Source organism: Bacillus sp. CH_70 (assembly GCF_038007045.1).
GTDB classification, from domain to species: domain Bacteria; phylum Bacillota; class Bacilli; order Bacillales; family Bacillaceae_G; genus Bacillus_A; species Bacillus_A cereus.
This window is the reverse complement of the sequence record NZ_JBBOWL010000001.1, coordinates 3,849,148-3,875,879: the sequence shown is the minus strand read 5'-3', so window position 1 is coordinate 3,875,879 and position 26,732 is coordinate 3,849,148. Positions and strand designations below refer to the sequence as shown.

The window sequence follows — 26,732 nt, the reverse complement described above, 5'->3', positions numbered from 1 at the left end:
CTAAGAGTTTAACTCTTAGCTTTTTTCATTAGAAAGGCTTCTAATCGGTCGCAGCCTTCTTTTAAAGTTTCGATACTATACGCATAGGACAAGCGAAGGTAGCCTTCACCGTATTCAGAGAATGCTGTTCCAGGAACTACAGCTAGTCCCGCTTCTTTGACAAGATCAAGTGCAAAATCAAATGATGAAGATGTCAAATGACCAACATATGGGAATAAGTAAAATGCACCTGTTGGCTTTTCAACTGTTAATCCCATTTGAGTGAGTCTATTATATACGTAATCACGGCGTTTTTTATATTGGTGGCGCATCATTTTTGGTGCGTCTTTAGCTGCTGTTAATGCTTCAATTGCAGCGTATTGAGCGATTGAAGTAGCACACGTTACATTGTATTGATGAACTTTTAATATGTGTCCTGCTAAATAGCTTGGTGCAAATAAAAGTCCAACACGCCAGCCAGTCATAGAATGTGATTTAGATAAACCGTTAATGACAATTGTCTTTTCACGCATTTCTGGGAAATGAGCGATAGATGTATGCTTTTGTTCATACACAAGCTCGCTATAAATTTCATCTGAAAGGACGAAAATATTTTTATCTTTTAAAACATCTACAATATCTTTTAATTCTTCTGTGGATAAAGTTACACCAGTTGGGTTAGAAGGATATGGTAGTACGATACATCTTGTTTTTTCTGTAATAGCATTTTTTAGCGCGTCAGCTGTTAAACGGAATCCAGTTTCACGAACATCTACAAAAATGGGCGTTGCACCGCATAATCGAATAATAGGTTCGTAACCTGGATAAATAGGAGCAGGTAAAATTACTTCTGTTCCTGGCTCTAAAATCGTTCGGAATGCAACATCAATCGCTTCGCTAGCACCAATTGTAACGATGGTTTCGTTTTCAGGTGAGTAATGTAAATCGTAGTTATCTTTTACGAAGTTACAAGCTGCCTTACGTAATTCTAGTAAACCAGCGTTATGTGTATAGCTTGTATAGTTTTCTGTAATAGCCCGTTTTGCCGCTTCTTTTACGAGAGAAGGTGTAGGGAAATCGGGTTGTCCGATTGTTAAAGAAATCAAATTATCATAGTTTTGAATCATGTTAGAGAATTGACGGATTCCAGAAATTTGGATATCCTTCACTCTAGGGTTAATGAATTGTTCCATTGTATCTCCCTTTCTTCCGTTTGAAAATTAAGTTCATTTTATCATATTTTCTATGATTGCGCTTTGTATATGTAATTTAGAAAGAGAGAGAAAAGAGAAAAAAAGCCGCTATAAGCGACTTTTTAATATCCGTATTCCCAATCTATTTCATCTTCATTCCAGAGTACAGAGGATACCTTGCCAAGGTGAACAACTGATTCGTTCACAGCACATGTGCAATCTTCATCTCCTGCTTTATGCTGTAACTCTTCATATACTGATTTTTCAACATTTTCTAGAACAACCAAATTTTCTTCTTTTAAAACAAGCGTAGTACCCGCCATATTTATCTTCCTCCTACTAAAGTAATGATCACTTATTTGTAAACATAGATAGTATGGATTATATGCTGTATTTTGCTATAGTTGTCCGTCTAAAAAAGTATTTTTACATTTTCTTTGTAATCCGTATTCATTGTATACTGCACGAAGGAAATTTGGTACAGGGTTTACAATCATTTCGAAAATCTGTAACAATTATTATGAGTTGTTAACAAAGAATTAACAAATATGTTAAGAAAAATCAAAATTTTAAAACAAATAAACCTATAAAATGATATAATCATATCAAAATACATATAGGGGATGAGAGGTTATGGAGCTTATCCGTGATTTGTTGATTCAAATTGCCATCATAATTTTACCACTATTTTTATATGAAGCGATTCGTTTAAATCGCTATCAAGAAATGCCTCCGAAGCCAAATCGTTACTTTATTATGTTTTTATCTAGCGTTACGCTCGTTCTCTCCATGACATACTCTATTTGTTTTGGCAATGTGTGTGGGTATAACTTTCACCCAATTCCAATTGTCAGTGGTTTTTTATATGGTGGGATTGTTGGTTTAATCCCAGCGGTTATTTTTGTTGCATATGAATGGTTACTAAAGGGAATGAGCTTTCTTCCAGTTTTAGAAGTAACATTTCTATTGATAGTTCCGCTATTTTTATCAAAGAAATGGTCTCTTTTTTCAAGAGATAAGAAATTAATTTTAGCATTTATGATTTCATCATTTTATGTGCTTGTTTCTTTAGTATTAGGCATGATTAATGTTCTTTTGGAAACAGGATTTACACCGTATATTTCGCAAATATATAGCGGATTTATATTTGCCTCGCTTATCATGGTCATGACAATGGTATTTCAGGTGTATTTAACTGAATATTTAAATGAAAATGCATTGCTACGTACAGAGATGCAAAAATCAGAAAAGCTTAATATTGTAAGTGAGTTAGCAGCAAGTGTGGCACATGAAGTTCGAAATCCACTTACTGTTGTTCGTGGATTTATCCAATTGCTAGAAAGTACGGAAGATGTGAAGAATAAGGATTATATGCGTCTCGTATTAGCTGAATTGGATCGGGCGGAACAAATTATTTCAGATTATTTGAATTTAGCAAGGCCGCAAATTGAGAAAAAAGAACACATTTGTTTATCAGCCCAATTAATAGAAATGACCACTCTTATGTCGTCATTTGCAGCAATGCAAGGTGTATATTTACAAGTTGAAATTTCAGAAAGTCTTTATACGATTGGTGATAAGACAAAATTGAAGCAAGCTATTATGAATGTTGTTAAAAATGGTATTGAAGCAATTCAAGGAAATAAAGGATATTTAAAAGTAACAGCTATTCAAAAAGACGAAACAATCATAATAAGAGTTAAAGATAGTGGTGTTGGTATGACGAAAGAACAGTTAGCAAGGCTGGGGCAACCATATTATTCTTTAAAAGAAAAAGGGACAGGATTAGGGCTTATGGTAACATTTAGTATTTTACAAGCGCATAATGGTACATTGGAATATAAGAGTGAAAGTGGAAAAGGCACTGAAGCAATTATTATATTACCAGCTGTACAAAATAAGGAATAAAAGTTACCGATGGAAGGTAACTTTTTATTTTATATTGTTTATTCATTTGTTTTTTCTTGTTTTGCTCGGCTAAATAAACTTTTAAATGATTGAAAGAAGCTTTGCTCTTTTGAGGCAGCGACCATTCTTTTTGTTTCTTGAATTTCTCGAATAACTTGCATAAGCTGTGCATCACGATTACTGTCCTTGTTATAAATTTGACTAACAAGTTTATTCATTTTTTCTTCTTGTTTGGATTCTCGTTTATACATATGATTCATTAATAAGTCCATTTTTTCTTTTTGCAATGCATCTGTTTGAGCGGCGTGCTCGACTAACTCTTGAAGCATTTTTTCTTGAGAGCCTTCTTTTACATACACTTGTTGCATCAATTCATCTAGTTTCTCATCCTTTAAACGATTTTGTGTAATTAGAGTAGAATTTTGATGAATAATTGCTTCATTTAATTGAGCTAGCATTTCAAGTTTCAACATGAACTCCTCAAAGTTACGCCCATCTTCTTTTTCTTTCGGTTGTATCTCTTGCTTATCTTGTATAACTGGTACAGGTGGGGCCTCTTTTTCTTTTAAAATAATCGGTATCGTTTCTGAAATATCTTCTTGTAATGTGGCAGCTCTTTCATGTATAGATTTCAATAGTTTTAAATCATCAAGTTTATAAATACGAGCATCAGCTGTTTTAGAAATCATATAACCATGTTCCTCTAACAGTTGACTATATTTGCGGACTATATGTTTTGGGATGCCTGTTTTATTCGTGACATCTTTCGTTTTATAGGTAGCTTCCATGATATTTCCTCCCCAAAAAGTATCGTATATATCATTTCAATCTTTTATGAGGACTTCCTTTGAAAAAGAATGTCGGAAGGCTATTAGTTTTCTACAGCATTAGTGAAAAAATGAAATTTTTTGGCGGAATGGCAAGGAATAACTAAAATAATGTCTGAAAACATATACAGGAGAAGTTTGTTATAATAACTGAGGAAAAGAAACTGGTAGAAACATGGAGGTATACATGAAGCAATTAAAAGGTATTATCATTTCAATTATTGCAATTCTGTCTATTTTAGTAGCAGTTTATGAAGTACTTGTGCCAGAGGAAACAAGTGTAAAGAAAACGAATACGTATGATCAAGTGTTAGAATTTCCGAAAGAACGTTATCCAGAGACAGGAAAACATATTACGGATGCTATAAAAGAAGGGCATTCAGAAGTTTGTACAATCGATCGTGGTGGTGCTGCAGATAGAAGGAAATTGTCGTTAGCACCGTATCCATCAAAAAAAGGGTATGATCGTGATGAATGGCCAATGGCGATGTGCAAGGAAGGCGGAAAAGGAGCACATATTGAATATATAAGTCCGGCGGATAACCGGGGAGCAGGCTCTTGGGTAGGGAATAAGTTAGATAAATATCCAGATGGTACGCGTGTGAAATTTGAAGTGAAGTAGTATTTGTACATTTCATAATGAAGGAGAAGGGGAACTATGGAGTTAACAATTTCTTATTCGCAATTAATGTTGATGAACTATGACGGTGAGCAGCCTTATGTAGACTGGACGGATGAAGATTTTGAAAGAGGTTATGCTGAGGCAGAGGGAACTGTTATTTTTGAAGCACTTTCTGATTATACTTGTGAAGTGAAAGTGACCCCAGGGAAACATATTGAAAAAGAAGAAGTGGTTAGAACGATTACGGTTCCTTTTACGGTTGAAAATGAAAGTATCGTTATAACGAGCATTCTTTCAAACAAATTTCAAATATCTATTCCAAATGGTGAGTATACAGTTGTCTTACAAGCAATTCCTCTTGAAGAGCCAACGGATGATGAATTATATAAAATACAATACGAATTCTTCTTTGAAAGTAAAGAATAAAAAATGGGTTATCCTGAGAAAAGGATAACCCATTTTTGTTATGCGTTTGTTTTTAAAAGGGAACGAGCATCTTTCGCTGCTTGAACCATATGTTCTAAAGCTGGAATAACTTCTTCTGTTCTTCTCGTTTTTAAACCACAATCAGGATTAATCCAGAAATATTTAGGATCGCATACTTCTAAAGATTGTTCTACGATTTTATACATTTCATCTTTACTCGGTACACGTGGGCTATGAATATCATATACACCTAGACCGATGCCTTTTTCATATGTTGTATGTTTTAACGTATCAATAAATTCTCCGTGACTTCTTGATGTTTCGATAGAAATTACATCTGCATCTAATGCGCGAATCGCGTCAACAATATCTTCGAAGTTACTGTAACACATATGAGTATGAATTTGTGTTTCATTTGCTACAGAAGAAGTTGCTAAAAGGAAGGATTGTACTGCCCATGTAATATAAGCATCCCAATCTTTTTCTTTTAGTGGCATTCCTTCACGAAGTGCTGGCTCATCGACTTGAATTACTCTAATTCCGGAAGATTCAAGTAGTTCAATTTCGTGACGAAGAGCTAGTGCAATTTGATACGAAACTTCTTTTCTTGGAATGTCATTTCGAACGAAGGACCAATTTAAAATCGTAACAGGTCCAGTTAACATTCCTTTTACAACTTTCTCCGTTAAGCTTTGTGCATAAACTGTTTCCTTAATAGTCATGCCGTTAATAAAGGCTACATCACCATAAATAACAGGTGGTTTTACGCAGCGGGAACCGTATGATTGTACCCAACCGTTTTTAGTGAATGAGAAACCAGCAAGGCGCTCACCAAAATATTCGACCATGTCAGTTCTTTCAAATTCACCATGTACAAGGACATCAAGCCCAATTTCTTCTTGGTAACGAATCCATTTTTCTGTCTCTTTTTCAATAAATTGTTCATATTGTTCATTTGAAATAACACCGTTACGCCATTCTTTTCGCGTTTGACGAACTTCAGTTGTTTGCGGGAAGCTACCAATGGTCGTTGTTGGTAATAGCGGTAACTCCAGGGCAACTTGTTGTAATTCGTATCGTTTTTCAAATGGAAGAGGGCGTGAAAAATCTTCTTCTTTTAGTGCTGTTCGTGCTGCTTTGACATCTTCTCGGTTACGTGCAGCAGATGAGCGAATTGTATGATGTACGTTTCGATATGTTTCCAGCTCATTACTAATGCTTTCTGTACCTTGAGTGAGAGCGGAATGAATAAGAACTAACTCTTCTAATTTTTGATTTGCAAATGCTAATGCATCAAATAGCTCAGTCGATAAGTGAGTTTCTTCTGTTTTATCGATCGGTGTATGCAACAAGCTACAAGAAGGCTGAACGATGAAATCTTTCGTTTGGACTTGTTTTTGTAACGTTGTAAATAACTCAAGAACTTCATCAAGGTCAGCTCTCCAAATGTTACGGCCATCTATACAACCGACAGCTAAAGTTTTATCAGCTGGGAATCCATATTTTGAAATAGCATTTAAATTACCTTCTTTACCATGAATGAAATCTAATCCAATACCGGATACCGGGAATGTAATAATTTCTTCATAGTTTTCTTCCACGCTATCAAAATACGTTTGTAAAAGAAGAGTCGCATTTGGAACTTCTTTACGAATAGCTTCATAAATTTCTTTTGCTTGTTGAACTTCTTCTTTCGTTAAAGAAGCGAAAATTGGTTCATCAACTTGAATGGCTTGTGCACCAGCTGCATGTAGTTCTGAAAGCAGTTGTATGTAAGGTGCAACTAACTGTTTTAAAATGGAAGGGAATTGTTCTTTTGTATAGCCTTTAGCTAATTTTAAGAAAGTATATGGACCTAAAATAACAGGCTTTCCATCTACTCCTAATTCTTGTTTTGCCTCTTCGTATAAGCGAAGTGGACGATTATCTTTTAAAGAGATTTGTAATCCCTCTTCATATTCAGGAACGATATAGTGATAGTTTGTGTTAAACCATTTTGTCATTTCGGAAGCTACGTGATTTTTAGAGCCACGCGCCATTGCGAAATATACATCAAGGTAAGATGTAAACTCAGAAAAACGTGATGGGATAAATCCTAGCATATAGGCAGTATCCAAAACGTGATCATAATATGTAAAGTCGCCAATTGGAATGAGTTCAATCCCTTTTTCTTGCTGTACTTTTACGTGTTGAAGGCGAATTTCTTTCATTGTTGTTAAAAATTGTTCTTCATCAATTTTATTGGACCAAAAAGCTTCCAATGTTTTTTTCCACTCTCGTTGTAGTCCGATACGTGGATAACCTAAGTTACTTGTTTGAATTGCCATTTTAAATTCCTCCCTAATTGAAAGTAAGCATTTCCGTTTACTAGGAAATACTTATAACAAAAAGTGCAAAGACATAGAAAATAAGCCTTCCTTTTTGTTTTAACACCTCATCATCATCCGTGAATCTATCAGTGTTGTTAAAACAGGCAGGTCTCCTGACTTATGCTTCATATAATTTCTTTCACCTTCCCGTTTTCACAGTGGCACCAAAAAGAAATCTCAGCATTTACAGTGGCGGGACCGTGTTGGAGTTTCACCAAGCTTCCCTTTTAAACACGAAACGAAATGTTCGTGTACCTATTTTCCTTTTGAAAGGAATTTAACAAGCGATATGATATTGAAACAAATTCTAACACAATTTTTGGAATTTTGTCTACTGTTTTAAAATAAGAAAATTCCAAAGTTTTTATTTCTTATTATTCTGACTTTTTATTCTGAAGTAACTAATAATATTACAGTATAAAAAGAGAAATTGAGCTATGAAAGAAGTAGGGATGTCTTCTTTCATAGCTCAATTTTCATCTATAGCAACTTCTGAAAGTCGGCCTGCTATAGCATCTTTAAGGAGGGTGTTTAGCCATTGTAATTCAACTGTAATATGCTCAATTACACTTTGCAAGATATATAGTTGTGCACGTGGAACCTTTCCTTTATTACAATCATATATCGTTTGCATAGTATGTAAATATTGAAGAGTATCATTTTTCTTTTTTTCTAAAATAGGAACTAATTCATGATCATTGCTAAAGTGAGCGAAAGATAGGGCTGAATAAATAGGTTTATATATTTGGTTTTTTGCTTCGAATTGTTTTAATAGTAAAGTGTGGAATAGTTTTTTGCCTTCTTCTGTTATATGAAAAATCGTTTTGTCAGGTCGGTTTGTGTCTCTAATTACATTTGTAATGTGAATTGCGCCTTGCTTTTCTAATTGCTCGAAAGCGTAATAAAGTGATCCTTTAGCATATTTAATATAACAATCCATTTGTCGTTCTTTCATAATATGCTGCACTTCATATGGATGTTTATCTCCTTCGAGTAGCAAGCCGAGAATGACTAATTTCATGCTCATGCTGTCTCAACTCCTGTATATAAAAACTTTATACATATTATAAACGGCATATCCTTTTTCATAAAGGGATATGCCGCTTCTTTTTTATATTAACTGACTTGCTTTTGTTTTTCTTTCTTTTTAGGGCCTGTAAAGAGGCGTTCATTTCCCATTAGTAAAATACAAATAACACTTAGTACAGCCGGGATGAGTGCCCAGAAGAATGTGTTCGCAATAGATGTAGCGAGAGCTTCTTTAATACCCGCTAATATTTCAGCAGGAATTTTTGCGGTAGCGCCTGGTGATAATAAGAAACTTGTGTCTCCGCCTTTTGGAGCTAATTTTGCTAGTTCAGGGGGGAACACAGAGTTTAGTTTATCTGTAAAAATATGATTTTGAATTGTACCGAAAATCGTTACACCAAGAGTCATACCGAGTGATCGGAAGAATGAGTTTGTTGATGTCGCCGAACCGCGGTCTCGCATTTCTAACTTGTGAATAGAAGACATACTTAATACTGAGAATGAGAAGCCAACACCAAGCCCAGCGAGAATCATAAATAGTGTTACGAGTAAACGAGGTGTGTCCATTGTTAAAGTACTTAATGAATAAATACCAAGAACGAAGAAGACACCAGATACCATCATAATGTTACGATAGCTTGTTCGAGAAGCTAATTGTCCTCCTGTTTGACTTCCAATTACAGAACCAACCATCATTGGTGTTAAAATTAATCCAGCATTAGAGGCCGAACCTCCAAGAACGCCTTGAATGAAGATTGGAATATAAACTGTACAGATAATAAAAGCAGCACCATAGAAAAAGGCAACTCCTTGACTAGCTGCGAATAAAGGTTTTTTAAATAGATGGAACGAAATAATAGGCTCGGTTGCTTTTCTTTCTACAAAGAAGAAAATAATAAGCGCAATAACTACTGTTGTAAATAAGCCAATAATTACAGTGGAATTCCAGGCATATTCCTTACCACCAAGTTCTAATGCGAACATTAAGCAAACGATACTTATGACAAGTGTAATAGCACCAGCCCAATCAATTTTTTGTTTTCTAAATTCTAGAGACTCACTGTAGTATTTAGTAATGAAGAAAAAGGAGATAAGTCCTAATGGAATATTGATATAGAAGACCCAATGCCAACTTATATAGTCTGTAATATAAGCACCTAATAAAGGACCGAAGACACTAGATGTCCCGAAAACAGCACCGAATAGCCCTGTCATCTTCCCGCGTTTTTCTGGTGGGAAGATATCATACATAATTGTAAAGGCGATAGGCATAAGGGCACCACCACCGATACCTTGAATAGCTCTATAAATACTTAATTGCTCAATACTTGAAGCTGTTCCGCAAAGCGCAGAACCGAATAAGAAAAGAATGAGGCCCCCAATATAAAAACGTTTCCGCCCGTACATATCAGAAAGTTTCCCAAAGATAGGCATCCCTGCCATTGTTGCTACCATATAAGCTGATGTGACCCAAACAAACTTATCAAAGCCTCCTAGGTCTCCAACGATTGTTGCCATTGCGGTTGCAACGATTGTATTATCCATTGCGGCCATTAATATACCAAGTAGCAAACCAGCAACAACAAATTTTGTCTTGTTGGTGTCTTTTTTTAATGGTTGAGTTTCCAAATATAACCCTCCTTTAGAAATAAGTAAACTATATTAAGTTTTGAGTGCAGTGGATAAAAAATTTAAATGTATAGTTGATTTTAATTTCTTTTCCATAAGTGCACTAATATGCCATAAAGAATATTATAGTCAAATTTGACTATAAGGCAAATTTTTTCTTCCGTCAAAATATTCTTTCATATAAGTAGAGAACGAGTGAGCAATACGAATATTGCTATAAAGGAAATGAAGTAAATTGTAAAAAAATTTCATAAAGAACACCTTCTGTTAATAGATGAAAAATGGTTTTTTCTTCATATTGTCGAATAGGATAAAAGGAAGAGAAATATTAAACATTACTTGTAGCAAGCTTTAGTAAGTTGGGGAATTCATTGTGTGTATGGTACATCTGAAATGAGGTGAATATATATTATGAAAATATGGGGACGAATTTCGGATACAGGAAAGTATTCAATACCGCTACAACCAGTATTGTGGGTTGACGGATCGAAAAAGGAAAATGAATTTCCTCAAGTAGCCGTTACATTGCAAATTGGTAGTATGTATACAGAACAATTTTCGTATGAATTGACCTACGATGTAAACGACATACTTATTATGCGAATTGAAGTGGAAAATAAAGGGGTAGAAATGATTTCGAGAGTTGTTGTAAGTCATATGATTCGAGATTACTTTGCTTATATTCCTAATTCTTTAAAAGTTGATAAGGGGATAAGTGAGTTTTTATTCCAGCTTGTAAGGTGGCGAATTGATGATTTGTTACCAAATGAAAAGGTGGAACTACGTTGCAAAATAAAAGCTAATAAAGATAAAGCTCTTAAACAAGCATTCTTTCAGGCTACATATACATTTCAAGATAAAGAGATATCATATGGTCCACTGCAAACAAATGAAGTTGTTGTGCGGCAATGATAAAAAGGAACCTGTACAAAAGGTTCCTTTTTTAGTGAAGGTTGTGTTTTTTGAGTATTTTCTTTTGCTCTATTCCTTTTTTTCCTACATAGTTATTTTTGTAGCCAAAGTATAGAATAAATAAAAATGAAACAACATTTACAATTGCGTCGATTTGATCGTTTGTAATAAAGTGTATGCCGAAAGAGGTAAATAATAATTTTAATGATAATAGAAAACCAGCTAGTAAACGCATAGCATCTGATAGATTCTCTTTTTGTAGCATATAGATTACTCCTTTCTATAAAAGTTATATATTATATATATGAAATAGAGTAGGAAAGGTATACAAGCTTAAGCAGAAATGTACATTGCATATGTACATTTTTTATTTTGTAGAAAAACATTATTGATATAGAAACATATATTGGTATAAAAGGGGGAGAAGTATGAAACATAAAGGGAAAATTAGTGGATTATTACTTGGAAATACAGTGGCAGTTACAGAATGGATTGCACTTCAGGATGTAATTGCAAAACTGGATTCACGATCATTTTATACCGTCTTTATTATTTATATACTGCAAATGATACTAAGTTATTATTTTGGACATTGGTACGATAAAAGAGCGAACAAGCGTATGAATGTGGAAGTAGGAGGAATGGCAAGCAACGATTTTGTTGTTGATTTTTTTGGGAAAGTAGCCGCTTTATCTGAAAGAGATTCCCGTAATATTACAGTTTACATTCTTTCTGTAAAAGAATGGGAAGGATTAAAAGACACGTTGCAAGAAAAAAAATTGGGAGTGTTAGTACAAAAATTAGAGAGTACCATTGTAAAGACAATTCGGAAGGGAGATGTTGTTACAAAGTGGGATGAAAATAAGTATGTTATTGTAGCAATTGATAATGGTCATGAAACATCAACAATAACAAACAGATTAATGAAAAATATTGAAAGTGAAATAGAAGGTGATTTACTCAGTGTCACTCTTTTATTTGGAGCAGCTAGCTATCCAGTAGAAGGAAAAACGTTTGAAGAACTGTTGAGAAAGTCGCAAAATCAATTGTATCAGTATAGAAATTTGCAAGAAAATGAGTGAAGCTTCGATTTGAAGATATATGATAGGAAGAAGTTTTATTTGTAACATTTTTTTGACTTTTATTACAAAAAACGTTGCGTTTGTAATAAAAGTCTTTAAAAATATATGAAATAAGCATATAATTATGATGGTAGTGCCAATGCAATTTGCACAATGTGTTTTATTTTAAAAGTGTAGAGGAAAGCAAGCTCTACACTTTTCCTTTTTAGGAAATGAAAAGAATATTTGTAAGTTGTTGCGAGATATCGATTGTACTGTGTAAAATGAACAAAGAGATTATTTGATAGAAAGCTGGAAAGGGAATGATAGACGTGAGAGCGGAACGATCACCATTTATCAGGTGAACTATTATAGTCTTATTAAGACTGAGGTGAAATTCTGTGGCCATTAAGGTAATACATAGTGTGAACAGGTTTTAAAAAACACGAAGAACTATACTTAAAGATGGATATGGAACTGCTAAATACTTCAAAAAGAATAATGTAATATTAAGTAATAATTCGTACAAACAATATTAATGATCTTCGTAAAAAAGATGCGAGTGTATAGAACAATTACATATTTTATAACTTTTTTATATTACACGATGGTCGTTTATAAATAGGAGGAAGAGATGTTGAAATATAGTAAATTAGCAATTATAACTGCATTATCAATGACTTTATTAGCCGGTTGTTTTGGACCGAAACCAGAAGAAGAATTATATGTAGCGTTTGAAAACGCTGCTAAACAAGAAAAAACAATGTTTGAAGATGCAAAAAAACTTGAGGCTTTAGAGAAAGAAGGACAAGAATTATATAACCAGATTGTGCAAGAAGGAAAAGATAATAATCAAACTGTTAAAGAAAAATTGAATCAAGCAGCAAAGAATACAACTGAACGAGAAAAAGTACTTACAAAAGAAAAAGAGGCTTTAAATAAAGCGCAAGAAGAAGTGAAGTCAGCTGATAAGTATGTGAAGAAAATTGAAGATAATAAGTTGAAAAATCAAGCTGATAAAGTGAAAAGCACCTATGAGAAACGACACGATTCATTTAATAAAATGTATGACAGCTATAATAAATCTTTAAAACAAGAAAAAGAGTTATACACAATGTTACAAGATAAAGGTACTAAATTAAAAGATATTAGTGAAAAAGTAAAAGTAGTAAATCAATCTTATAAGGATATTGAGTCAGAAAAAGATAAATTTAATGAATTCACAAAGTCTTATAATACAGAAAAAGTAGCTTTTTATAAACAAGCAAATATTAAAATTAAAGAAGAGAAAAAATAAAACAGTTTGGCCTACACTTGGCCAAACTGTTTTATTTTTTTGTATAAGTACGACTATACCATGGAACAGGTTCACTTAATTTTTTTTCTTGTTTCAATGCTTCAGGACCAATATAATCTTGAAGTGTTTTTTTTGCTACTGTTAAAGATAAGGTTGTTTTCGGATTTCGATAGGAGGATTCAAGATGACCAAGATGCGGTAGAATTCGAAAATCTTCTTTCGTAGGAGGGATGTGGAAAAAATAATCGCCTAAACGTATAAGGACATCAGATTGTTGTTGGCTAAAACGTGGGTTTCTAGAAAAATGTAATCCTTCTTTAATTGCTTTTTTTTCAGCAATCAAACGTTCTAAAGCTGTCTTTTTTAACCAGTATAAATATTTAGGATTAGTAGCTGCTTTAGCATGACGATTCACAACGAAAATAGATTGAGCTAGTCGATTAATAGAATGTTGGTTTTGTAATTGAGATTGTGGTTGTGAAGGTTTCATATTGAATCTCCTTTCAATTTTTCATTATTATACCATAAATAAAGAGGTTTTTATTATATGCAAAAAGTGATTGTATATATTTTCAATATTAAAGCAATATTGTTACAAAAAACAACTATTTTGTATAATAGTAATAGAATATGTTTTTGAAATTTGATAATGAAAGAGTGAGAAGTTTGAAAGAAATATTAAAACAACAGTATGCCATTATAGATATTGGATCTAATACAATGCGTTTAGTTATTTATGAAAAGCAAAATGGAGGTTTTTATAAAGAGATTGAAAATACGAAAGTGGTTGCTAGGTTAAGAAATTACTTAATTGATGGTGTGTTGAATGAAGAGGGAATAGAAGTATTATTACAGACATTATTTCAATTTCAAGAAAGTACAAGGTTCCATCAGTTGCATCATGTACTTTGTGTTGCAACAGCAACAATTAGACAGTCTGAGAATCAAGAGGAAATTAAAAAGCTTATTGAAGGACAAACGGACTTTACTCTTAGAGTATTATCAGAGTATGAGGAAGCGCGTTACGGATACTTGGCGGTTATGAATTCTACATCGTTTTCAGAAGGAATAACGGTAGATATTGGTGGGGGAAGTACGGAAGTTACATACTTTAGAAATAGAGAGATTTTAGAGTACCATAGTTTTCCTTTTGGGGCACTTTCTTTAAAGCAACAATTTATTAAAGGTGATATTCCTACTAAAGATGAGTTAGAAGGAATGCAACGGTATTTAGAGTTTCAATTTCGAACGTTACCATGGTTAAGCAATAAGAAATTGCCTCTTATTGCAATTGGTGGTAGTGCGAGGAACTTAGTAAAAATCCATCAAAATTTAATATGTTATCCTATAGCAGGATTACATTTATACAAGATGAAAGAAGAAGATATTGAAAATGTAAAAGATGAATTAGAAAAATTGTCGTTCATAGAACTTCAGAAATTGGAAGGATTGGCAAAAGATCGAGCGGATACGATTATTCCAGCAGTTGAAGTATTTCATACACTTGTTCATGTTATAGAGGCACCGGCATTTGTATTAAGTAGAAAAGGGCTAAGAGAAGGTGTTTTCTATGAAGAGTTGACAAAAGATTTGGGGATTTCATATTATCCGAACGTAGTTGAAGAAAGTTTGCATTTACTATCACATGAATACGAAATGGACATGGAATTTGTTATTCAACTTATTAAACATGGAAGACTAATTTGCAAACAACTTGAGGAAATGGGGCTTATTTCTATGTCAGTAAAAGACTGGGAAGTGTTCCATCAAGCTACGAAAGTATTTAATATAGGCAAATATATAGACGAAGAAGCGAGCCGTTTACATACGTTTTATTTATTAGCGAATAAGACAATTGATGGCATGATGCATAAAGATCGAGTAAGGCTAGCGCTTATTGCATCGTATAAATCAAAAATGTTATTTAAACAACATTTATCACCATTTGAAGGTTGGTTTGATAAAAGCGAACAAAAAAAAATCCGCCTGTTAGGAGCTGTTTTACAATTTTCAGCTACTTTAAATGTAAGGCAACGATCGCTTGTTGATACCATATCTATAACAGAAAACGAAGAAGGGTTAACGTTTAAAGTTTTATGCGAACAATCAGCATTAGCGGAAAAAGTGCAAGCTGAAAAACAAAAAAAACAGTTAGAAAGAGTATTAAAAACGAATATTAACTTGTTATTTGAACTAAAACATTAGGTTGTACGGATGTCTTTACAAAAAATTTACACTTTATAATATTGTAATTTGCTAAAATAAAAGTAACTAAATTATAGTAAAAAAGTTTCAAGGGGAAGTGTGAAGAGAATGGAATTATTGAAGGGGAATGCAGTAAATTTAAATGATACAGCTTATTACAATAATCGAGAGTTAAGTTGGTTAGCATTTAATGAACGTGTCTTACAAGAAGCGCAAGATGCAAATAATCCACTTTTGGAAAGATTGAAATTTATTAGTATTTTTAGTTCGAATTTAGATGAATTTTTTATGGTACGTGTAGCGGGATTAAAGGATCAAGTGAGTGCTGGATTTAATCAACCAGAAAATAAAGCTGGCTTAACACCAAAAAAGCAATTAAATAAAATTGCGATAAAAGCCCATGCACTAATGACAGTACAATATGATACATTTAAAAATTATGTATTACCAGCGCTTGAGTTAGAGGGAATTGAACGTTTAACATTCAATGATTTGACGAAAGAGCAGCGAGAATTTATAGAAGAGTATTTTGATGAGCAAATTTTTCCGGTGTTAACTCCTGTAGCTATTGATGCATATCGCCCATTTCCAATGTTATTAAACAAAAGTTTGAATTTGGCTACTCTTTTATATGATGAGAAGCAAGCGGAAGAAGAAAACAGGACGAAATTAGGAATTGTGCAAGTTCCTTCATTACTTGAGCGCTTCATAATTTTACCGAGCGAAGGGCAAAAGCATAAATTTATTTTATTAGAAGACGTAATTAGTAGCTTTACTCATAAATTATTTACGGGATATACAGTATCATCTGTTACTCGTTTCCGTATTACACGCAATGCAGATTTAACGATTCATGAAGAAGGTGCGAGAGATTTATTAAAGGTAATTGAAAAAGAATTAAAAAAGCGTAAGTGGGGGGCTGCTGTTCGTTTAGAGGTTGGGAAAGAACACATTGATGAAAGAGTATTAGCGTTATTATATGAGGTTCTAGAAGTAAAAGATGAAGATGTATATATAATGGATGGTCCATTAGATTTAACATGTTTGTTTTCTTTATATAAAAAACTAGCTCCTTTATATGAACATCTTGTATATCCAGCTCTTATTCCGCAACCGCCTCAAGATTTAGGTGATGAAGAAGATGTATTTGAAAAAGCAATTGAGCATGATATTTTATTACATCATCCTTTTGAATCCTTTCAGCCGGTAGTTGATTTTGTTCGTGATGCGGCAGACGATCCGAATGTACTTGCGATTAAACAAACGTTATATCGTGTAAGTGGTGATTCACCGATTATTCAGGCGTTAAAGATAGCGGCTGAAAAGGGAAAACAAGTGACGGTATTGGTTGAATTAAAGGCAAGGTTTGATGAAGAAAACAATGTTCATTGGGCTAAAGAATTAGAACAGGCAGGCTGTCATGTTATTTACGGTGTAAGTCACTTGAAAACACATAGTAAAATTACGTTAGTTGTAAGAAGAAAAAACGGAAAAATTGAAAGGTTCGTACATCTTGGAACTGGAAACTATAATGATGCAACAGCGAAGTTATATACTGATTTTGGATATATTACATCAAGAAAAGACTTTGGGGTTGATGCAACCAATTTCTTTAATTATTTAAGTGGTTATACAACAAAGCCACATTTTCATCATTTATCGGTTGCTCCATTTGATATAAGAGAGCAATTTATGGATTTAATAGATGAAGAAATCCGTTATCATAGGCAATACGGAAATGGATATATTATCGCTAAGATGAATTCATTAACAGATAAACCATTAATTAAAAAAATGTACGAAGCATCACAAGCTGGAGTAAAGGTAGAGCTCATTGTTCGAGGAACATGTTGCCTACGACCTGGTATTCCAAATGTAAGTGAAAATATTCGTGTAGTTAGTGTTGTTGGAAGATATTTAGAACATAGCCGTATTTATTATTTCCATCATAATGGGGAGGAGAAAATATATTTATCTTCAGCTGATTGGATGACGCGAAATATGGAGAAGCGAGTGGAAATATCTTTCCCGATATTAGATATTGAAATGAAGGCACGAATTAAGGCGATTTTACAGCTTACATTAGCTGATAATGTGAAAACACGTGAACAAAATAAAGATGGTGATTACTATTATGTTATTAATGGTAGTACAGAAGAAATTGATAGCCAAGTGAAGTTGTTTAAGATGGCATATCAAAATACAGACGCTGAATAATGAAAAAAGTAAAAACCTCTTATGTCCATAAGAGGTTTTTACTTTTTTCTACTCATATGCTCCCAAAATGGAAGGATGAGTAGAAACAATAGTTTTATTATAAGCGTGTAATAAGGTGGTTCGTTGAGAGAATAACATTTGAAAGAATCGTTATTTTAACTTAGTAATAGTATGGTTGTTGACAGGGTCCACCGTAACAAGGATAAGGTGCTGGCGGCGGGAAAGGTGGTGGATAAGGTGGATAAAACGGTCGAGGGCCGAAAGCTAATGCTCCGCCGAGCAATCCACCAGCAATTCCAGCTAGAAAGGGAACGCCAAAAAACGGAAAGAAGCGTGAGTCGCCTACTGGACCAATAGGTGCTGAACGGACTGGGATTGGTTGATAATATGGATACATGAACATACCTCCTTTATTGGACTCACTTTCATCATATGGTAAATGAAACATGGATGAGCGCGTACAAGAAAGGATATGCAAGAAAATAGGCGAATTATTACGAATGTTGAAGTATAAAAAGTGTAATTTCAGGTTTTGACATAAAACGGAATGGGACACGTGTTCTTCCGAGGCCTCGATTGACATAGAGAGTTAAATCCTGAATTGTATAGAAGCCTTCAATATAGTCTTGGGCGAGTGCTGGTGTAATAATAGGTCCTAAAAAAGGAATTTGTACTTGTCCGCCGTGACTATGACCAGAAAGTTGCAAGTTGATTGGATATTTAGAAACTTTGGGCGCGATATCTGGTTCGTGAACAAGAAGAATGTTATAAGTACTTTGCCGTGCATGCTCTAATGTTTTCTCTATTTTTGGTCTGCCTAGTAGTATATCATCGAGACCGAAAATAGAAATTTCACTATTATCCATTAAACGAATTCTTTTTTCACTATTTAGCAATAGTTCAAATCCAGATTCACGCATGATGTGCTCATAGTATTCAGTTCCATATCCACCGTGATCATGGTTACCATAAATAGCGAATTTACCGAAGGGGGCTTGTATATTTTTTAAAATGGATGCAACGAAAGGAGTGTCAGTATACGTTTGATAATTATCAATGAGATCTCCGGTAAAAAGGACAATATCTGGATTTACAGCATTAATTTTAGAAACAACTTTAGATAAATGTTGAAGCGAGAAATAGTATCCGAGATGTAAATCGCTGAATTGAAGAATTTTTATACCATGAAAACTTTTTGGGATGAGTTGTGATTTTAATGTGTGCTGTGTAAAAGAAATGAAATGGGGCTCTATATATTTAGCATAGTAGTATCCGATGCTACTGGTTATAAATGAATAGAGACAAGTACGCATACCAATTTTTAAAAAATTTCTTCTTGTAATGTGCTTCATAAAAATATGAGTATACCTCAATGTTTTTATTCCATTTATAGGCTACTCAAATCTCCTTTCAGTTTATTTAAAATATACTTTACATAATAAAAAAGTAGTATAGATTACGAAAAAAAATGAATAAAAAGAAAGTTCTTTACGTTAAAATATCAGAAAAGTTTAAAAATATAAAGATTTCTATTAAATAAAGTGATAAAATGAATGTGTATTCATTTTTTGGAGGGGATGTATGTGAAAGAAAAGGTAGTTATTATAACAGGTGGATCGAGTGGAATGGGAAAAGGAATGGCGACTCGTTTTGCAAAAGAAGGGGCACGAGTTGTTATTACCGGACGTACAAAGGAAAAACTAGAGGAAACAAAGTTGGAAATTGAACAATTTCCAGGGCAAGTATTACCTGTACAAATGGATGTAAGAAATACGGATGACATTCAGAAAATGATTGAACAGATTGATGAGAAGTTTGGTAGAATTGATGTTTTAATAAATAATGCAGCTGGAAACTTTATTTGTCCAGCAGAAGATTTATCTGTGAATGGCTGGAATTCAGTCATTAATATTGTGTTAAACGGTACGTTTTACTGTAGTCATGCTGTCGGAAAATATTGGATTGAAAAAGGTATAAAAGGGAATATCATTAACATGGTAGCAACGTATGCATGGGATGCAGGTCCAGGAGTGATTCATTCGGCTGCAGCGAAGGCAGGGGTATTAGCGATGACGAAGACGCTCGCTGTTGAGTGGGGGCGTAAATATGGAATACGAGTTAACGCTATCGCGCCAGGACCAATTGAACGTACGGGCGGTGCTGATAAATTATGGATTTCAGAAGAAATGGCTAAGCGTACGATACAAAGTGTTCCGCTTGGAAGGCTGGGTACGCCAGAAGAAATCGCTGGTCTAGCTTATTATTTATGCTCAGATGAAGCGGCGTACATAAATGGAACTTGCATGACAATGGATGGAGGACAACATTTACATCAATATCCATTTTAAAAGGGATAAAAAATGAATGTTTGATTCATTTTTTATGGTTAAATGTGACGGAATTGTGACATATGAAAGAAAAGTGTTTACAAGAGGTCATATATACGTTATATTTAAGACCTCTTTTTTCTTCATAGTAGAATTGCTAATTCCCCTTAGCATTTTACCCCTCTAATCCCTTCAGGAAAACTGAAGGGATTTTTTATTATTTTTCCGTAAATATCATGTTATAATTTTTGAAAAGTAAAGGGAGGGAAGCACGTTGATAGATGCATTAGATGTAATGAGTAACTTGGATAAAGTCCTTCCTTATTATCAAGCTATTTTTAGTGCTGATGAGCATACTGTAATTGGATATGAAGTAGTAGGACGTATTCAAACAGAAGAGGGCATACAAAGTTTAGCTTCTTTCTTTCACGATGATTCGATTCCAAGTGAATTTCAACTGGAAGCGGATAATATTATAGTAGAAAAAGCTTTAAATCGTTATTTAGAAAGCGATCAAAAATTATTATTATTTATACATCGGAATGCTAATGTATTAATGAATGATGATGAAGAAAGCTTGCTTCAACTTTTATTGAGGTATGAAGAACAAGGTTTAAATTTAAAACAAATTGTTTTAGAGATTACAGAGCATGAATGTAAAGAAGATATAGAGCAATTTAATCATTTGCTTATGTATTATCGTACATATGGTATTCAAATTTCGATTAATAAGGTCGGAACGGGCACAAGTAATTTAGAGCGTATTAGCGTGTTAGCACCTGATATTTTAAAAGTAGATTTAACGAACTTAAGGCAAACAGCACTTTTACAATCTTATCAAGATATTTTATATTCTTTATCATTACTTGCTAGAAGAATTGGTGCAACTTTGTTATATGAAGAAATAGATGCTTTTTATCAACTGCAATATGCTTGGAAGAACGGCGGAAGATATTATCAAGGTAATTATTTGAAAGAATGTTTACCTGATTTTATTGAAACGAATGTTTTGAAAGAGCGACTTGGTAATGAATGTCATCAGTTTATTCAACATGAAAAGAAGAAGTTACAAAAAATTTATAATTTAACAGAGATGTTACGCGATCGCATTGGCGATGTTTTATCAAAACAAAAAAAGAATGAAGATATCAATGATTGGTTATTACAATTTAGTCAAAGTGTATCACAGTATAGTTTTCGCATATTTATTTGTAATGAAGATGGTTTCCAACAATCAGGAAATGTTATGAAAAAAGATGGAGAATGGATTGTGATGCCGGATTATTATATGAAGAACTGGAGTTGGCGCCCGTATTTTCTCGAGAATATCATGAAAATGCGTTTTGAGAATAAGGCAAGGCTTTCAGATTTATATGCAGATATCGAAACGGGCGAAATGGTACGAACATTTTCTTTCCCAATAGATGATGACAACTTTTTATTTATAGATTTATCATATGAATATTTATATGAAGAAGATGTTTTATTTTAATGCACGAAGAGATTCGTGCATTTTTTGTTTGTTTTTATCATAAATTGGTAATAGTGAAAATGGTGATGAAAATGCTGTCTATCGTTGTAAAGATTTTACGAACGAAATCTGTCCTTTCTTTGCATAATCATTGTTACAATGAATACTACAAAGACAAGTTCTTTTAAAAGGAAGGTGAAAAAATGAGGAAATATGGAATATGGCTTGTTCTATTTGTATGTGTTGCCTTTCTAGTTGGTTATAGTGTTACGACTGTTTTAGGGAAAGAGGAAGTGGAAGTGGATCGGAAAGAAGTATTTACAACGATACAAAAAGGCTATGAAACCCAGTTTTCAATTCGTGGGAAGCATTTGCCGATGAATAAGATGATAGAGACGTTATCACCGTATTTTACAGATAATTTCCTTCAAGTATTTACAGATGAAAATAGCAGAAGTGATAAACAAAGTGGTGAATATTTACTTCCGGCAAAAGAAGCGCCGTTTTCTTTTAATTCAGAAACGAAAATGTCGTATGATCAAGAGCATAAAAATTTATATGTATATGAGCGGACAAAAAGTGGACAATATCAAATTGTAACATTGAAAAGGGATCAAGATAAATGGAAGTTAGCAGGATATCATGAAAGTCAGGAACTTTTAACTGAAATAAAAAGGTTGCAACAATTATAAAGTGAAACTTTTAATTAGTGGGAGTTTTACTACCTACAAACAGCGGGATAAGAATAGGAATAGGTATTTACCTATTCCTATTCTATATTGAGTAGTTGTTGTAACTTTTCAATTTGAAAACCTGCAACTACTTCGCCATCAATTACGACTGTTGGAGTTGAATAGGAATCATAGTCGTTTAAAAGACGGTTGCGAGCAGCAGCGTCTTTTTTTACGTCAAATTCTTCATATGCAACGTTATTATGCTTCAAAAATTCTTTCACAATAACACATGGCGGACAATCAGGTTGTGTATAAACCTCAATTTTTTTCATTGTAATTCCTCCCTTTTTCTGTTTTTTATTATATTCTTCCAGTATAAAAACCGCAATAAAGAAGGGGAAATATGTTCTTTCTGTTTTTTCCTTCGCATTTCGACAAATTTTAGTTGAGTTTCTGGCTAATAACCTTTATCCTAGAGTGTGGAACATTTTTTCTGTTATGACGGATAGAATGAGTATAGCTGTAAAACCTATTGGTAGGAAGATCAGAGAAAGGAGAGATTTCATGTCTCTACTCCAAGGAATTTTAACTCGACTTGTTAGTCTACAAGAACAAGCTGAAAGCGGTGAAGTAGCACAACGCTATTTTGAAGTGAACGGTGAGCGCAAATGTAGCGTGAAATTTTTCGATAAAAGTGAAATGTATGAGTTAGAAGTGTATCAACAAGGTGAAAAACCTCAAGTGTACCAATTCGATAATATCGACATGGTTGCAATTGAGATTTACGATATCATTTCTTGATACATATAAAAAAGGTACTGCCATATGGCAGTACCTTTTTTAGTTCTATTACTTTCCAGCGTAATGTATAGAAGTTTTTTATTTTTCCTACAATGGTATTAAAATGAAAATTTAATCCGTGCAAGTTTGCTTATCCATGTGGATAAGTAGTCCCGTCAACCCGGTGAATATGTGAAGCTAAACTTCTCACAATTGCTGGGTTCTGCAAATAGCGGGAGAAATATAACTAGGAGGTTATCGTATGGAACGTTTACCAGTTGTGATTTGTCCTAATTGTCAAAGTTCTGCTGAGATTATTCATGTATTAACGGCTCAATCTAATCAAAATGTAATTTATACGTGTCAAGTTTGTCACTTTGTAATTCGAAATATTGAAACGAATAAAGGATAGGAAGTTATAATTTTAGTTTTTGTCCCATACAATGAGAATACGAAAAGTCTGTCTAATTGAAAGGACGTGACTCTGTGGACGGTGCACATAAATTTTACAATGTTTCAGAGAGACATTTAAATTTTGATATGGTCTTTAACCGTATTTGTAGTTTCATTGAAAAGGATCCGCGAAATTTGTATCGATTATCCATTGGGACAGACTCGCAAGCGCATCAAAAGGATACGAGGTTTATTACAGCAATCCATATTCATCGTGTTGGAAAAGGTGCCTGGGGTTGTTTACACCATAGATCAGTAAAAGATAAGCCAGCGACCTTACGTGAGAAAATATATTTAGAAACGCAGTTTAGTCAAGAAATCGCATGTCTATTTACGCCTACTCATATACAAACAATATGGGAGTTATTGCATCCTTATGCTCAAGATGGGGCTGGATTCATAATGGAAATTCATTTAGACATTGGGAATGATGGTTTAACAAGAGAATTTATTTTAGATATGACAGAAAAAATTCGAGCGATGGGATTAACTGCAAAAATTAAGCCGGATGCTTATGCGGCGTTTAGTTATGCAAATCGATATACGAAATGATTTTTTGTATGTTTATAATTGCTACATATCTTTTGGTAAAAACTGAATATTACATCTATTAAATAGGTTAAATTTTTTATATAATAAGAGTGAGTAACGATGCGAGTGTAAGGAGAGGGGTATATGCAAAGGGAAGTTGTTTTAACGAAGGAAGAAGAAAGTTTACTACTAGATATTTTATTTCAGCAAAATTATGCAAGTGAAATTTTAGCTGTGGAACTTACGGACATTGAGAATGGTTTGAAACAGACAGATGTGATGCAATATAAAAAAATCACAAGGTTATTTTACAGATTAAAAAATAAAGGGTATTAAGCGCTACCGGAATGGTAGTCTTTTTTTTGTGCTGTATGCTAAAATAGCTGTGTGATTGTATTTTTATTGAAATAAATTTAGGACAAAATAATAATATGAAAACGCTGTCATAAAATGTGAATAGAGTTATGAACATAAGCAGGAAAAAGGGAAAATGGGGGATGTAATATGATTAGTATTCCGAAAGACGAATTTCAACAAATTCTTGTGAAGGATTTAATGATTTCATCGGAAAAAGTAGCTCATGTCCAAATTGGAAATGGTTTAGAACATGCTTTACTCGTTCTTGTGAAATCTGGATATTCGGCGATACCTGTCTTAGATCCAATGTATAAATTACATGGTTTGATTAGTACGGCCATGATATTAGATGGTATGTTAGGATTAGAGCGTATTGAGTTTGAAAGACTTGATGATATGAAAGTAGAGCAGGTGATGAAGGAAGATATACCTTTTCTTAAATTAGAAGATTCATTTGCAAAAGCTTTAGAAATGACAATTGATCATCCTTTTATTTGCGCTGTTAATGAAGAAGGCTATTTTGAGGGGATTTTAACACGTCGGGCTATTTTAAAATTGTTGAATAAGAAAGTAAGGCAACATAATCGATAACGTGAGAAAAGTGACTTCATAGAAACGAAGAAGTCACTTTTTTTTCGTGCATATCACTTGTGTATGTATTATATTAAAAAAGACATAAAACATAAGGGAAGTTTGCGCTGAAAAATTGTATTTTCTGAATGAAAGCTTAATGGAATAAGGTGTATGGAAGCTAAGGAAAGAGGGAGAAAGTTGCAAATTGATGATTTTCAAATGATGGTTGTGTTAGCTCAGGAATCAAATATGAGAAAAGCGGCGGAACGTTTATTTGTTTCACAACCTGCGCTGAGTCAACGATTACAATCTATGGAGAAACAATGGGGAATGAAGTTTTTTATTCGCTCACAAAAAGGATTGACAATTACACCTGAAGGGGAAAAAGTTGCAAATTATGCCAAAGAAATGTTGCAAAAGGAAGAGGATATAAAAAGTGAGCTAGCTGTTTTTAGAACGGAAACTCATGGAACTTTAAAAATAGCTGTTGCATCAGTTATTGGTCAATATTGGCTCCCTCCTGTTTTGAAAAAGTTTGTGCATAAATATCCTTCTGTAAAGATATCGCTGTTTACTGGATGGAGTAGTGAAGTGCAAAAGCAGTTTTATGAAGGAGACGTTCATGTTGCTATACTGAGGGGAACACAAGAATATAAAGGTCAAAAGCAACAATTATTTGAAGATGAACTGTATTTAGTTGATAAAGAAATAAAAGATATTTCGATGCTAAAAGAAACAAATAGACCGTTCATTCAATTTAAAAGTGACTCAACTTATTATGGACAAATACAAAATTGGTGGTATGGTTTATTTTCTAATCCGCCTAAGCGAACGATTGTAGTTGACCAAATTGAAACATGCAAACAACTTGTTTTAAATGGTATAGGTTACGCCCTTTTACCTTCTACTGTTTTAAAGGAAGTACAGGAAAATATGTATAAAACACCTGTTCAACTGACGAGAGAAACATGGTTGTTAACAAGTGACTCGGCAAGGCAGTTGAAGCAAGTACAAGCATTTTTAGAAATTATAGAAGAAATTCAAAGGGAAAAATAAGATTATTATCTTGCTACTCGTTCTTTCGTTTGGTAGAGTAACATTATAAATGGATTTAGGAGGCAACAAGAATGAAAATGATGGACGCTAACGAAATTATTTCGTTTATTCAAAAAAGTGAAAAGAAAACTCCTGTAAAGGTATACATAAAAGGGGATTTAAAAGAAGTAACATTCCCTGAAACAGTACAAGCATTTGTGAATAAAAAATCAGGTGTATTATTCGGAGAATGGTCTGAAATTAAGACAATTCTTGATGAGAATAATAAGCACATCGTTGACTACGTTGTAGAAAACGATCGTCGTAATTCTGCAATTCCAATGCTTGATTTAAAAGGTATTAAAGCTCGCATCGAGCCAGGTGCTATTATTCGTGACCATGTTGAAATTGGTGACAACGCTGTAATTATGATGAATGCAACAATTAACATTGGTGCTGTAATTGGTGAAGGTTCTATGATCGACATGAACGCAGTACTTGGTGGACGTGCAACAGTCGGTAAAAACTGTCACGTAGGTGCAGGTGCTGTACTTGCAGGTGTTATTGAGCCACCTTCTGCAAAACCAGTTATCGTTGAAGATGATGTAGTAATCGGTGCAAACGTAGTTGTTTTAGAGGGTGTTACAGTTGGTAAAGGTGCAGTTGTAGCAGCAGGAGCTGTTGTAACAGAAGATGTGCCTCCATACACAGTTGTTGCAGGTACTCCAGCACGTGTAATTAAAGAAATTGATGAGAAGACAAAAGCAAAAACAGAAATTAAACAAGAGCTTCGTCAATTAAACCCAGAGAAATAAAAAGTAAAAAAAGCGTAAGAGCGTAAATGGGCTCTTACGCTT

Annotated in this window: 29 protein-coding genes and 1 riboswitch; of the genes, 18 read left to right on the top strand and 11 right to left on the bottom strand. The window is 33.7% G+C overall.

Going from position 1 to position 26,732, the window contains the following annotated elements; all coding sequences use genetic code 11:
- Positions 1 to 8: 8 nt before the first annotated feature.
- Both N2V79_RS19625 and N2V79_RS19620 read right to left on the bottom strand, forming a co-directional pair.
- Complete coding sequence (locus N2V79_RS19625; RefSeq protein ID WP_000434575.1) at positions 9 to 1,172, bottom strand: aminotransferase A; 1,164 nt, start codon at positions 1,170 to 1,172, stop codon at positions 9 to 11.
- A 122-nt stretch (positions 1,173 to 1,294) separates the two neighbouring features.
- A complete protein-coding gene (locus N2V79_RS19620) occupies positions 1,295 to 1,495 on the bottom strand; it encodes a hypothetical protein (protein WP_000929276.1) in 201 nt (66 codons plus the stop codon).
- A 310-nt stretch (positions 1,496 to 1,805) separates the two neighbouring features.
- Here N2V79_RS19620 and kinB point away from each other — a divergent pair, with 310 nt between their 5' ends.
- Complete coding sequence (gene kinB, locus N2V79_RS19615) at positions 1,806 to 3,080, top strand: sporulation sensor histidine kinase KinB (protein WP_000420372.1); 1,275 nt, start codon at positions 1,806 to 1,808, stop codon at positions 3,078 to 3,080.
- A 38-nt stretch (positions 3,081 to 3,118) separates the two neighbouring features.
- On the opposite strand, the gene N2V79_RS19610 is transcribed toward kinB, so the two are convergent.
- Positions 3,119 to 3,868, bottom strand: coding sequence for a DUF3967 domain-containing protein (locus tag N2V79_RS19610; protein ID WP_000388467.1), 750 nt, complete (start codon positions 3,866 to 3,868; stop codon positions 3,119 to 3,121).
- Positions 3,869 to 4,094: 226 nt separating this feature from the next.
- On the opposite strand from N2V79_RS19610, the gene nucA reads away from it, so the two are divergent.
- Positions 4,095 to 4,529, top strand: coding sequence for a DNA-entry nuclease (gene nucA / locus N2V79_RS19605; RefSeq protein WP_000811494.1), 435 nt, complete (start codon positions 4,095 to 4,097; stop codon positions 4,527 to 4,529).
- Between the two features lie 36 nt (positions 4,530 to 4,565).
- Positions 4,566 to 4,955, top strand: a complete 390-nt coding sequence (locus N2V79_RS19600; protein ID WP_000424024.1) for a competence protein ComJ — start codon at positions 4,566 to 4,568, stop codon at positions 4,953 to 4,955.
- A 38-nt stretch (positions 4,956 to 4,993) separates the two neighbouring features.
- Here N2V79_RS19600 and metE read toward each other — a convergent pair whose 3' ends face one another.
- From metE to N2V79_RS19585, 3 genes are all read right to left on the bottom strand, one after another.
- Positions 4,994 to 7,282: a 5-methyltetrahydropteroyltriglutamate--homocysteine S-methyltransferase gene (gene metE, locus N2V79_RS19595; protein ID WP_053563724.1), complete on the bottom strand. Its 2,289-nt coding sequence runs from the start codon at positions 7,280 to 7,282 to the stop codon at positions 4,994 to 4,996.
- Positions 7,283 to 7,410: 128 nt separating this feature from the next.
- A riboswitch (cobalamin riboswitch) is annotated at positions 7,411 to 7,598 on the bottom strand.
- A gap of 195 nt (positions 7,599 to 7,793) precedes the next feature.
- A complete protein-coding gene (locus tag N2V79_RS19590) occupies positions 7,794 to 8,351 on the bottom strand; it encodes a PadR family transcriptional regulator (protein WP_000062063.1) in 558 nt (185 codons plus the stop codon).
- Positions 8,352 to 8,440: 89 nt separating this feature from the next.
- Positions 8,441 to 9,982: an MDR family MFS transporter gene (locus N2V79_RS19585; RefSeq protein ID WP_053563725.1), complete on the bottom strand. Its 1,542-nt coding sequence runs from the start codon at positions 9,980 to 9,982 to the stop codon at positions 8,441 to 8,443.
- A gap of 411 nt (positions 9,983 to 10,393) precedes the next feature.
- Here N2V79_RS19585 and N2V79_RS19580 point away from each other — a divergent pair, with 411 nt between their 5' ends.
- A complete protein-coding gene (locus N2V79_RS19580; RefSeq protein WP_053563726.1) occupies positions 10,394 to 10,894 on the top strand; it encodes a hypothetical protein in 501 nt (166 codons plus the stop codon).
- Positions 10,895 to 10,925: 31 nt separating this feature from the next.
- Here N2V79_RS19580 and N2V79_RS19575 read toward each other — a convergent pair whose 3' ends face one another.
- On the bottom strand, positions 10,926 to 11,159 hold the full coding sequence (locus N2V79_RS19575; RefSeq protein WP_000939446.1) for an SPP1 phage holin family protein: 234 nt from the start codon (positions 11,157 to 11,159) through the stop codon (positions 10,926 to 10,928).
- Positions 11,160 to 11,322: 163 nt separating this feature from the next.
- On the opposite strand from N2V79_RS19575, the gene N2V79_RS19570 reads away from it, so the two are divergent.
- Positions 11,323 to 11,976 carry a diguanylate cyclase domain-containing protein gene (locus tag N2V79_RS19570; protein WP_053563727.1) on the top strand — a complete coding sequence of 218 codons (654 nt, stop codon included), beginning with the start codon at positions 11,323 to 11,325 and terminating at the stop codon, positions 11,974 to 11,976.
- A gap of 613 nt (positions 11,977 to 12,589) precedes the next feature.
- Positions 12,590 to 13,252, top strand: coding sequence for a YkyA family protein (locus tag N2V79_RS19565; RefSeq protein ID WP_000922469.1), 663 nt, complete (start codon positions 12,590 to 12,592; stop codon positions 13,250 to 13,252).
- A 31-nt stretch (positions 13,253 to 13,283) separates the two neighbouring features.
- Here the strand turns inward: N2V79_RS19565 and N2V79_RS19560 are convergent, their stop codons facing one another.
- Entirely contained in the window at positions 13,284 to 13,742 is a 459-nt protein-coding gene (locus tag N2V79_RS19560; protein WP_000804864.1) for a YkyB family protein, read from the bottom strand.
- A 140-nt stretch (positions 13,743 to 13,882) separates the two neighbouring features.
- On the opposite strand from N2V79_RS19560, the gene ppx reads away from it, so the two are divergent.
- A complete protein-coding gene (gene ppx, locus N2V79_RS19555) occupies positions 13,883 to 15,457 on the top strand; it encodes an exopolyphosphatase (protein ID WP_340720177.1) in 1,575 nt (524 codons plus the stop codon).
- 108 nt (positions 15,458 to 15,565) lie between these two features.
- On the top strand, positions 15,566 to 17,674 hold the full coding sequence (locus tag N2V79_RS19550; RefSeq protein WP_053563730.1) for a polyphosphate kinase: 2,109 nt from the start codon (positions 15,566 to 15,568) through the stop codon (positions 17,672 to 17,674).
- A gap of 160 nt (positions 17,675 to 17,834) precedes the next feature.
- Here the strand turns inward: N2V79_RS19550 and N2V79_RS19545 are convergent, their stop codons facing one another.
- Both N2V79_RS19545 and N2V79_RS19540 read right to left on the bottom strand, forming a co-directional pair.
- The gene (locus N2V79_RS19545; RefSeq protein WP_000283738.1) at positions 17,835 to 18,071 is read right to left on the bottom strand and encodes a hypothetical protein; all 237 of its coding nucleotides are present in this window, start codon (positions 18,069 to 18,071) and stop codon (positions 17,835 to 17,837) included.
- Between the two features lie 97 nt (positions 18,072 to 18,168).
- The gene (locus N2V79_RS19540) at positions 18,169 to 19,026 is read right to left on the bottom strand and encodes a metallophosphoesterase (RefSeq protein WP_340720176.1); all 858 of its coding nucleotides are present in this window, start codon (positions 19,024 to 19,026) and stop codon (positions 18,169 to 18,171) included.
- A gap of 231 nt (positions 19,027 to 19,257) precedes the next feature.
- On the opposite strand from N2V79_RS19540, the gene fadH reads away from it, so the two are divergent.
- From fadH to N2V79_RS19525, 3 genes are all read left to right on the top strand, one after another.
- Positions 19,258 to 20,022, top strand: coding sequence for a 2,4-dienoyl-CoA reductase (fadH, locus tag N2V79_RS19535; RefSeq protein ID WP_000660913.1), 765 nt, complete (start codon positions 19,258 to 19,260; stop codon positions 20,020 to 20,022).
- A gap of 253 nt (positions 20,023 to 20,275) precedes the next feature.
- Positions 20,276 to 21,493 carry an EAL domain-containing protein gene (locus N2V79_RS19530; RefSeq protein ID WP_098678449.1) on the top strand — a complete coding sequence of 406 codons (1,218 nt, stop codon included), beginning with the start codon at positions 20,276 to 20,278 and terminating at the stop codon, positions 21,491 to 21,493.
- A gap of 182 nt (positions 21,494 to 21,675) precedes the next feature.
- Positions 21,676 to 22,164, top strand: coding sequence for a DUF3993 domain-containing protein (locus N2V79_RS19525; RefSeq protein WP_001233805.1), 489 nt, complete (start codon positions 21,676 to 21,678; stop codon positions 22,162 to 22,164).
- A 77-nt stretch (positions 22,165 to 22,241) separates the two neighbouring features.
- Here N2V79_RS19525 and N2V79_RS19520 read toward each other — a convergent pair whose 3' ends face one another.
- Positions 22,242 to 22,478 (bottom strand): glutaredoxin family protein, encoded by a 237-nt coding sequence (locus N2V79_RS19520; protein WP_000717873.1) that lies wholly within the window; start codon positions 22,476 to 22,478, stop codon positions 22,242 to 22,244.
- Positions 22,479 to 22,710: 232 nt separating this feature from the next.
- On the opposite strand from N2V79_RS19520, the gene N2V79_RS19515 reads away from it, so the two are divergent.
- The 7 genes from N2V79_RS19515 (at position 22,711) to dapD (ending at position 26,690) form a co-directional block, all read left to right on the top strand.
- Complete coding sequence (locus tag N2V79_RS19515; protein WP_000055151.1) at positions 22,711 to 22,947, top strand: YkuJ family protein; 237 nt, start codon at positions 22,711 to 22,713, stop codon at positions 22,945 to 22,947.
- Positions 22,948 to 23,188: 241 nt separating this feature from the next.
- A complete protein-coding gene (locus tag N2V79_RS19510; protein WP_000440540.1) occupies positions 23,189 to 23,338 on the top strand; it encodes a hypothetical protein in 150 nt (49 codons plus the stop codon).
- Between the two features lie 74 nt (positions 23,339 to 23,412).
- Positions 23,413 to 23,931, top strand: a complete 519-nt coding sequence (locus N2V79_RS19505; protein ID WP_000348490.1) for a ribonuclease H-like YkuK family protein — start codon at positions 23,413 to 23,415, stop codon at positions 23,929 to 23,931.
- Positions 23,932 to 24,054: 123 nt separating this feature from the next.
- Positions 24,055 to 24,246 (top strand): antirepressor AbbA, encoded by a 192-nt coding sequence (gene abbA, locus N2V79_RS19500; protein WP_001188692.1) that lies wholly within the window; start codon positions 24,055 to 24,057, stop codon positions 24,244 to 24,246.
- A gap of 168 nt (positions 24,247 to 24,414) precedes the next feature.
- Entirely contained in the window at positions 24,415 to 24,858 is a 444-nt protein-coding gene (cbpB, locus tag N2V79_RS19495) for a cyclic-di-AMP-binding protein CbpB (RefSeq protein ID WP_000623573.1), read from the top strand.
- A gap of 153 nt (positions 24,859 to 25,011) precedes the next feature.
- Positions 25,012 to 25,896, top strand: a complete 885-nt coding sequence (locus N2V79_RS19490) for a LysR family transcriptional regulator (RefSeq protein WP_002094125.1) — start codon at positions 25,012 to 25,014, stop codon at positions 25,894 to 25,896.
- Positions 25,897 to 25,967: 71 nt separating this feature from the next.
- Complete coding sequence (gene dapD / locus N2V79_RS19485) at positions 25,968 to 26,690, top strand: 2,3,4,5-tetrahydropyridine-2,6-dicarboxylate N-acetyltransferase (protein WP_000783241.1); 723 nt, start codon at positions 25,968 to 25,970, stop codon at positions 26,688 to 26,690.
- Positions 26,691 to 26,732 lie beyond the last annotated feature (42 nt).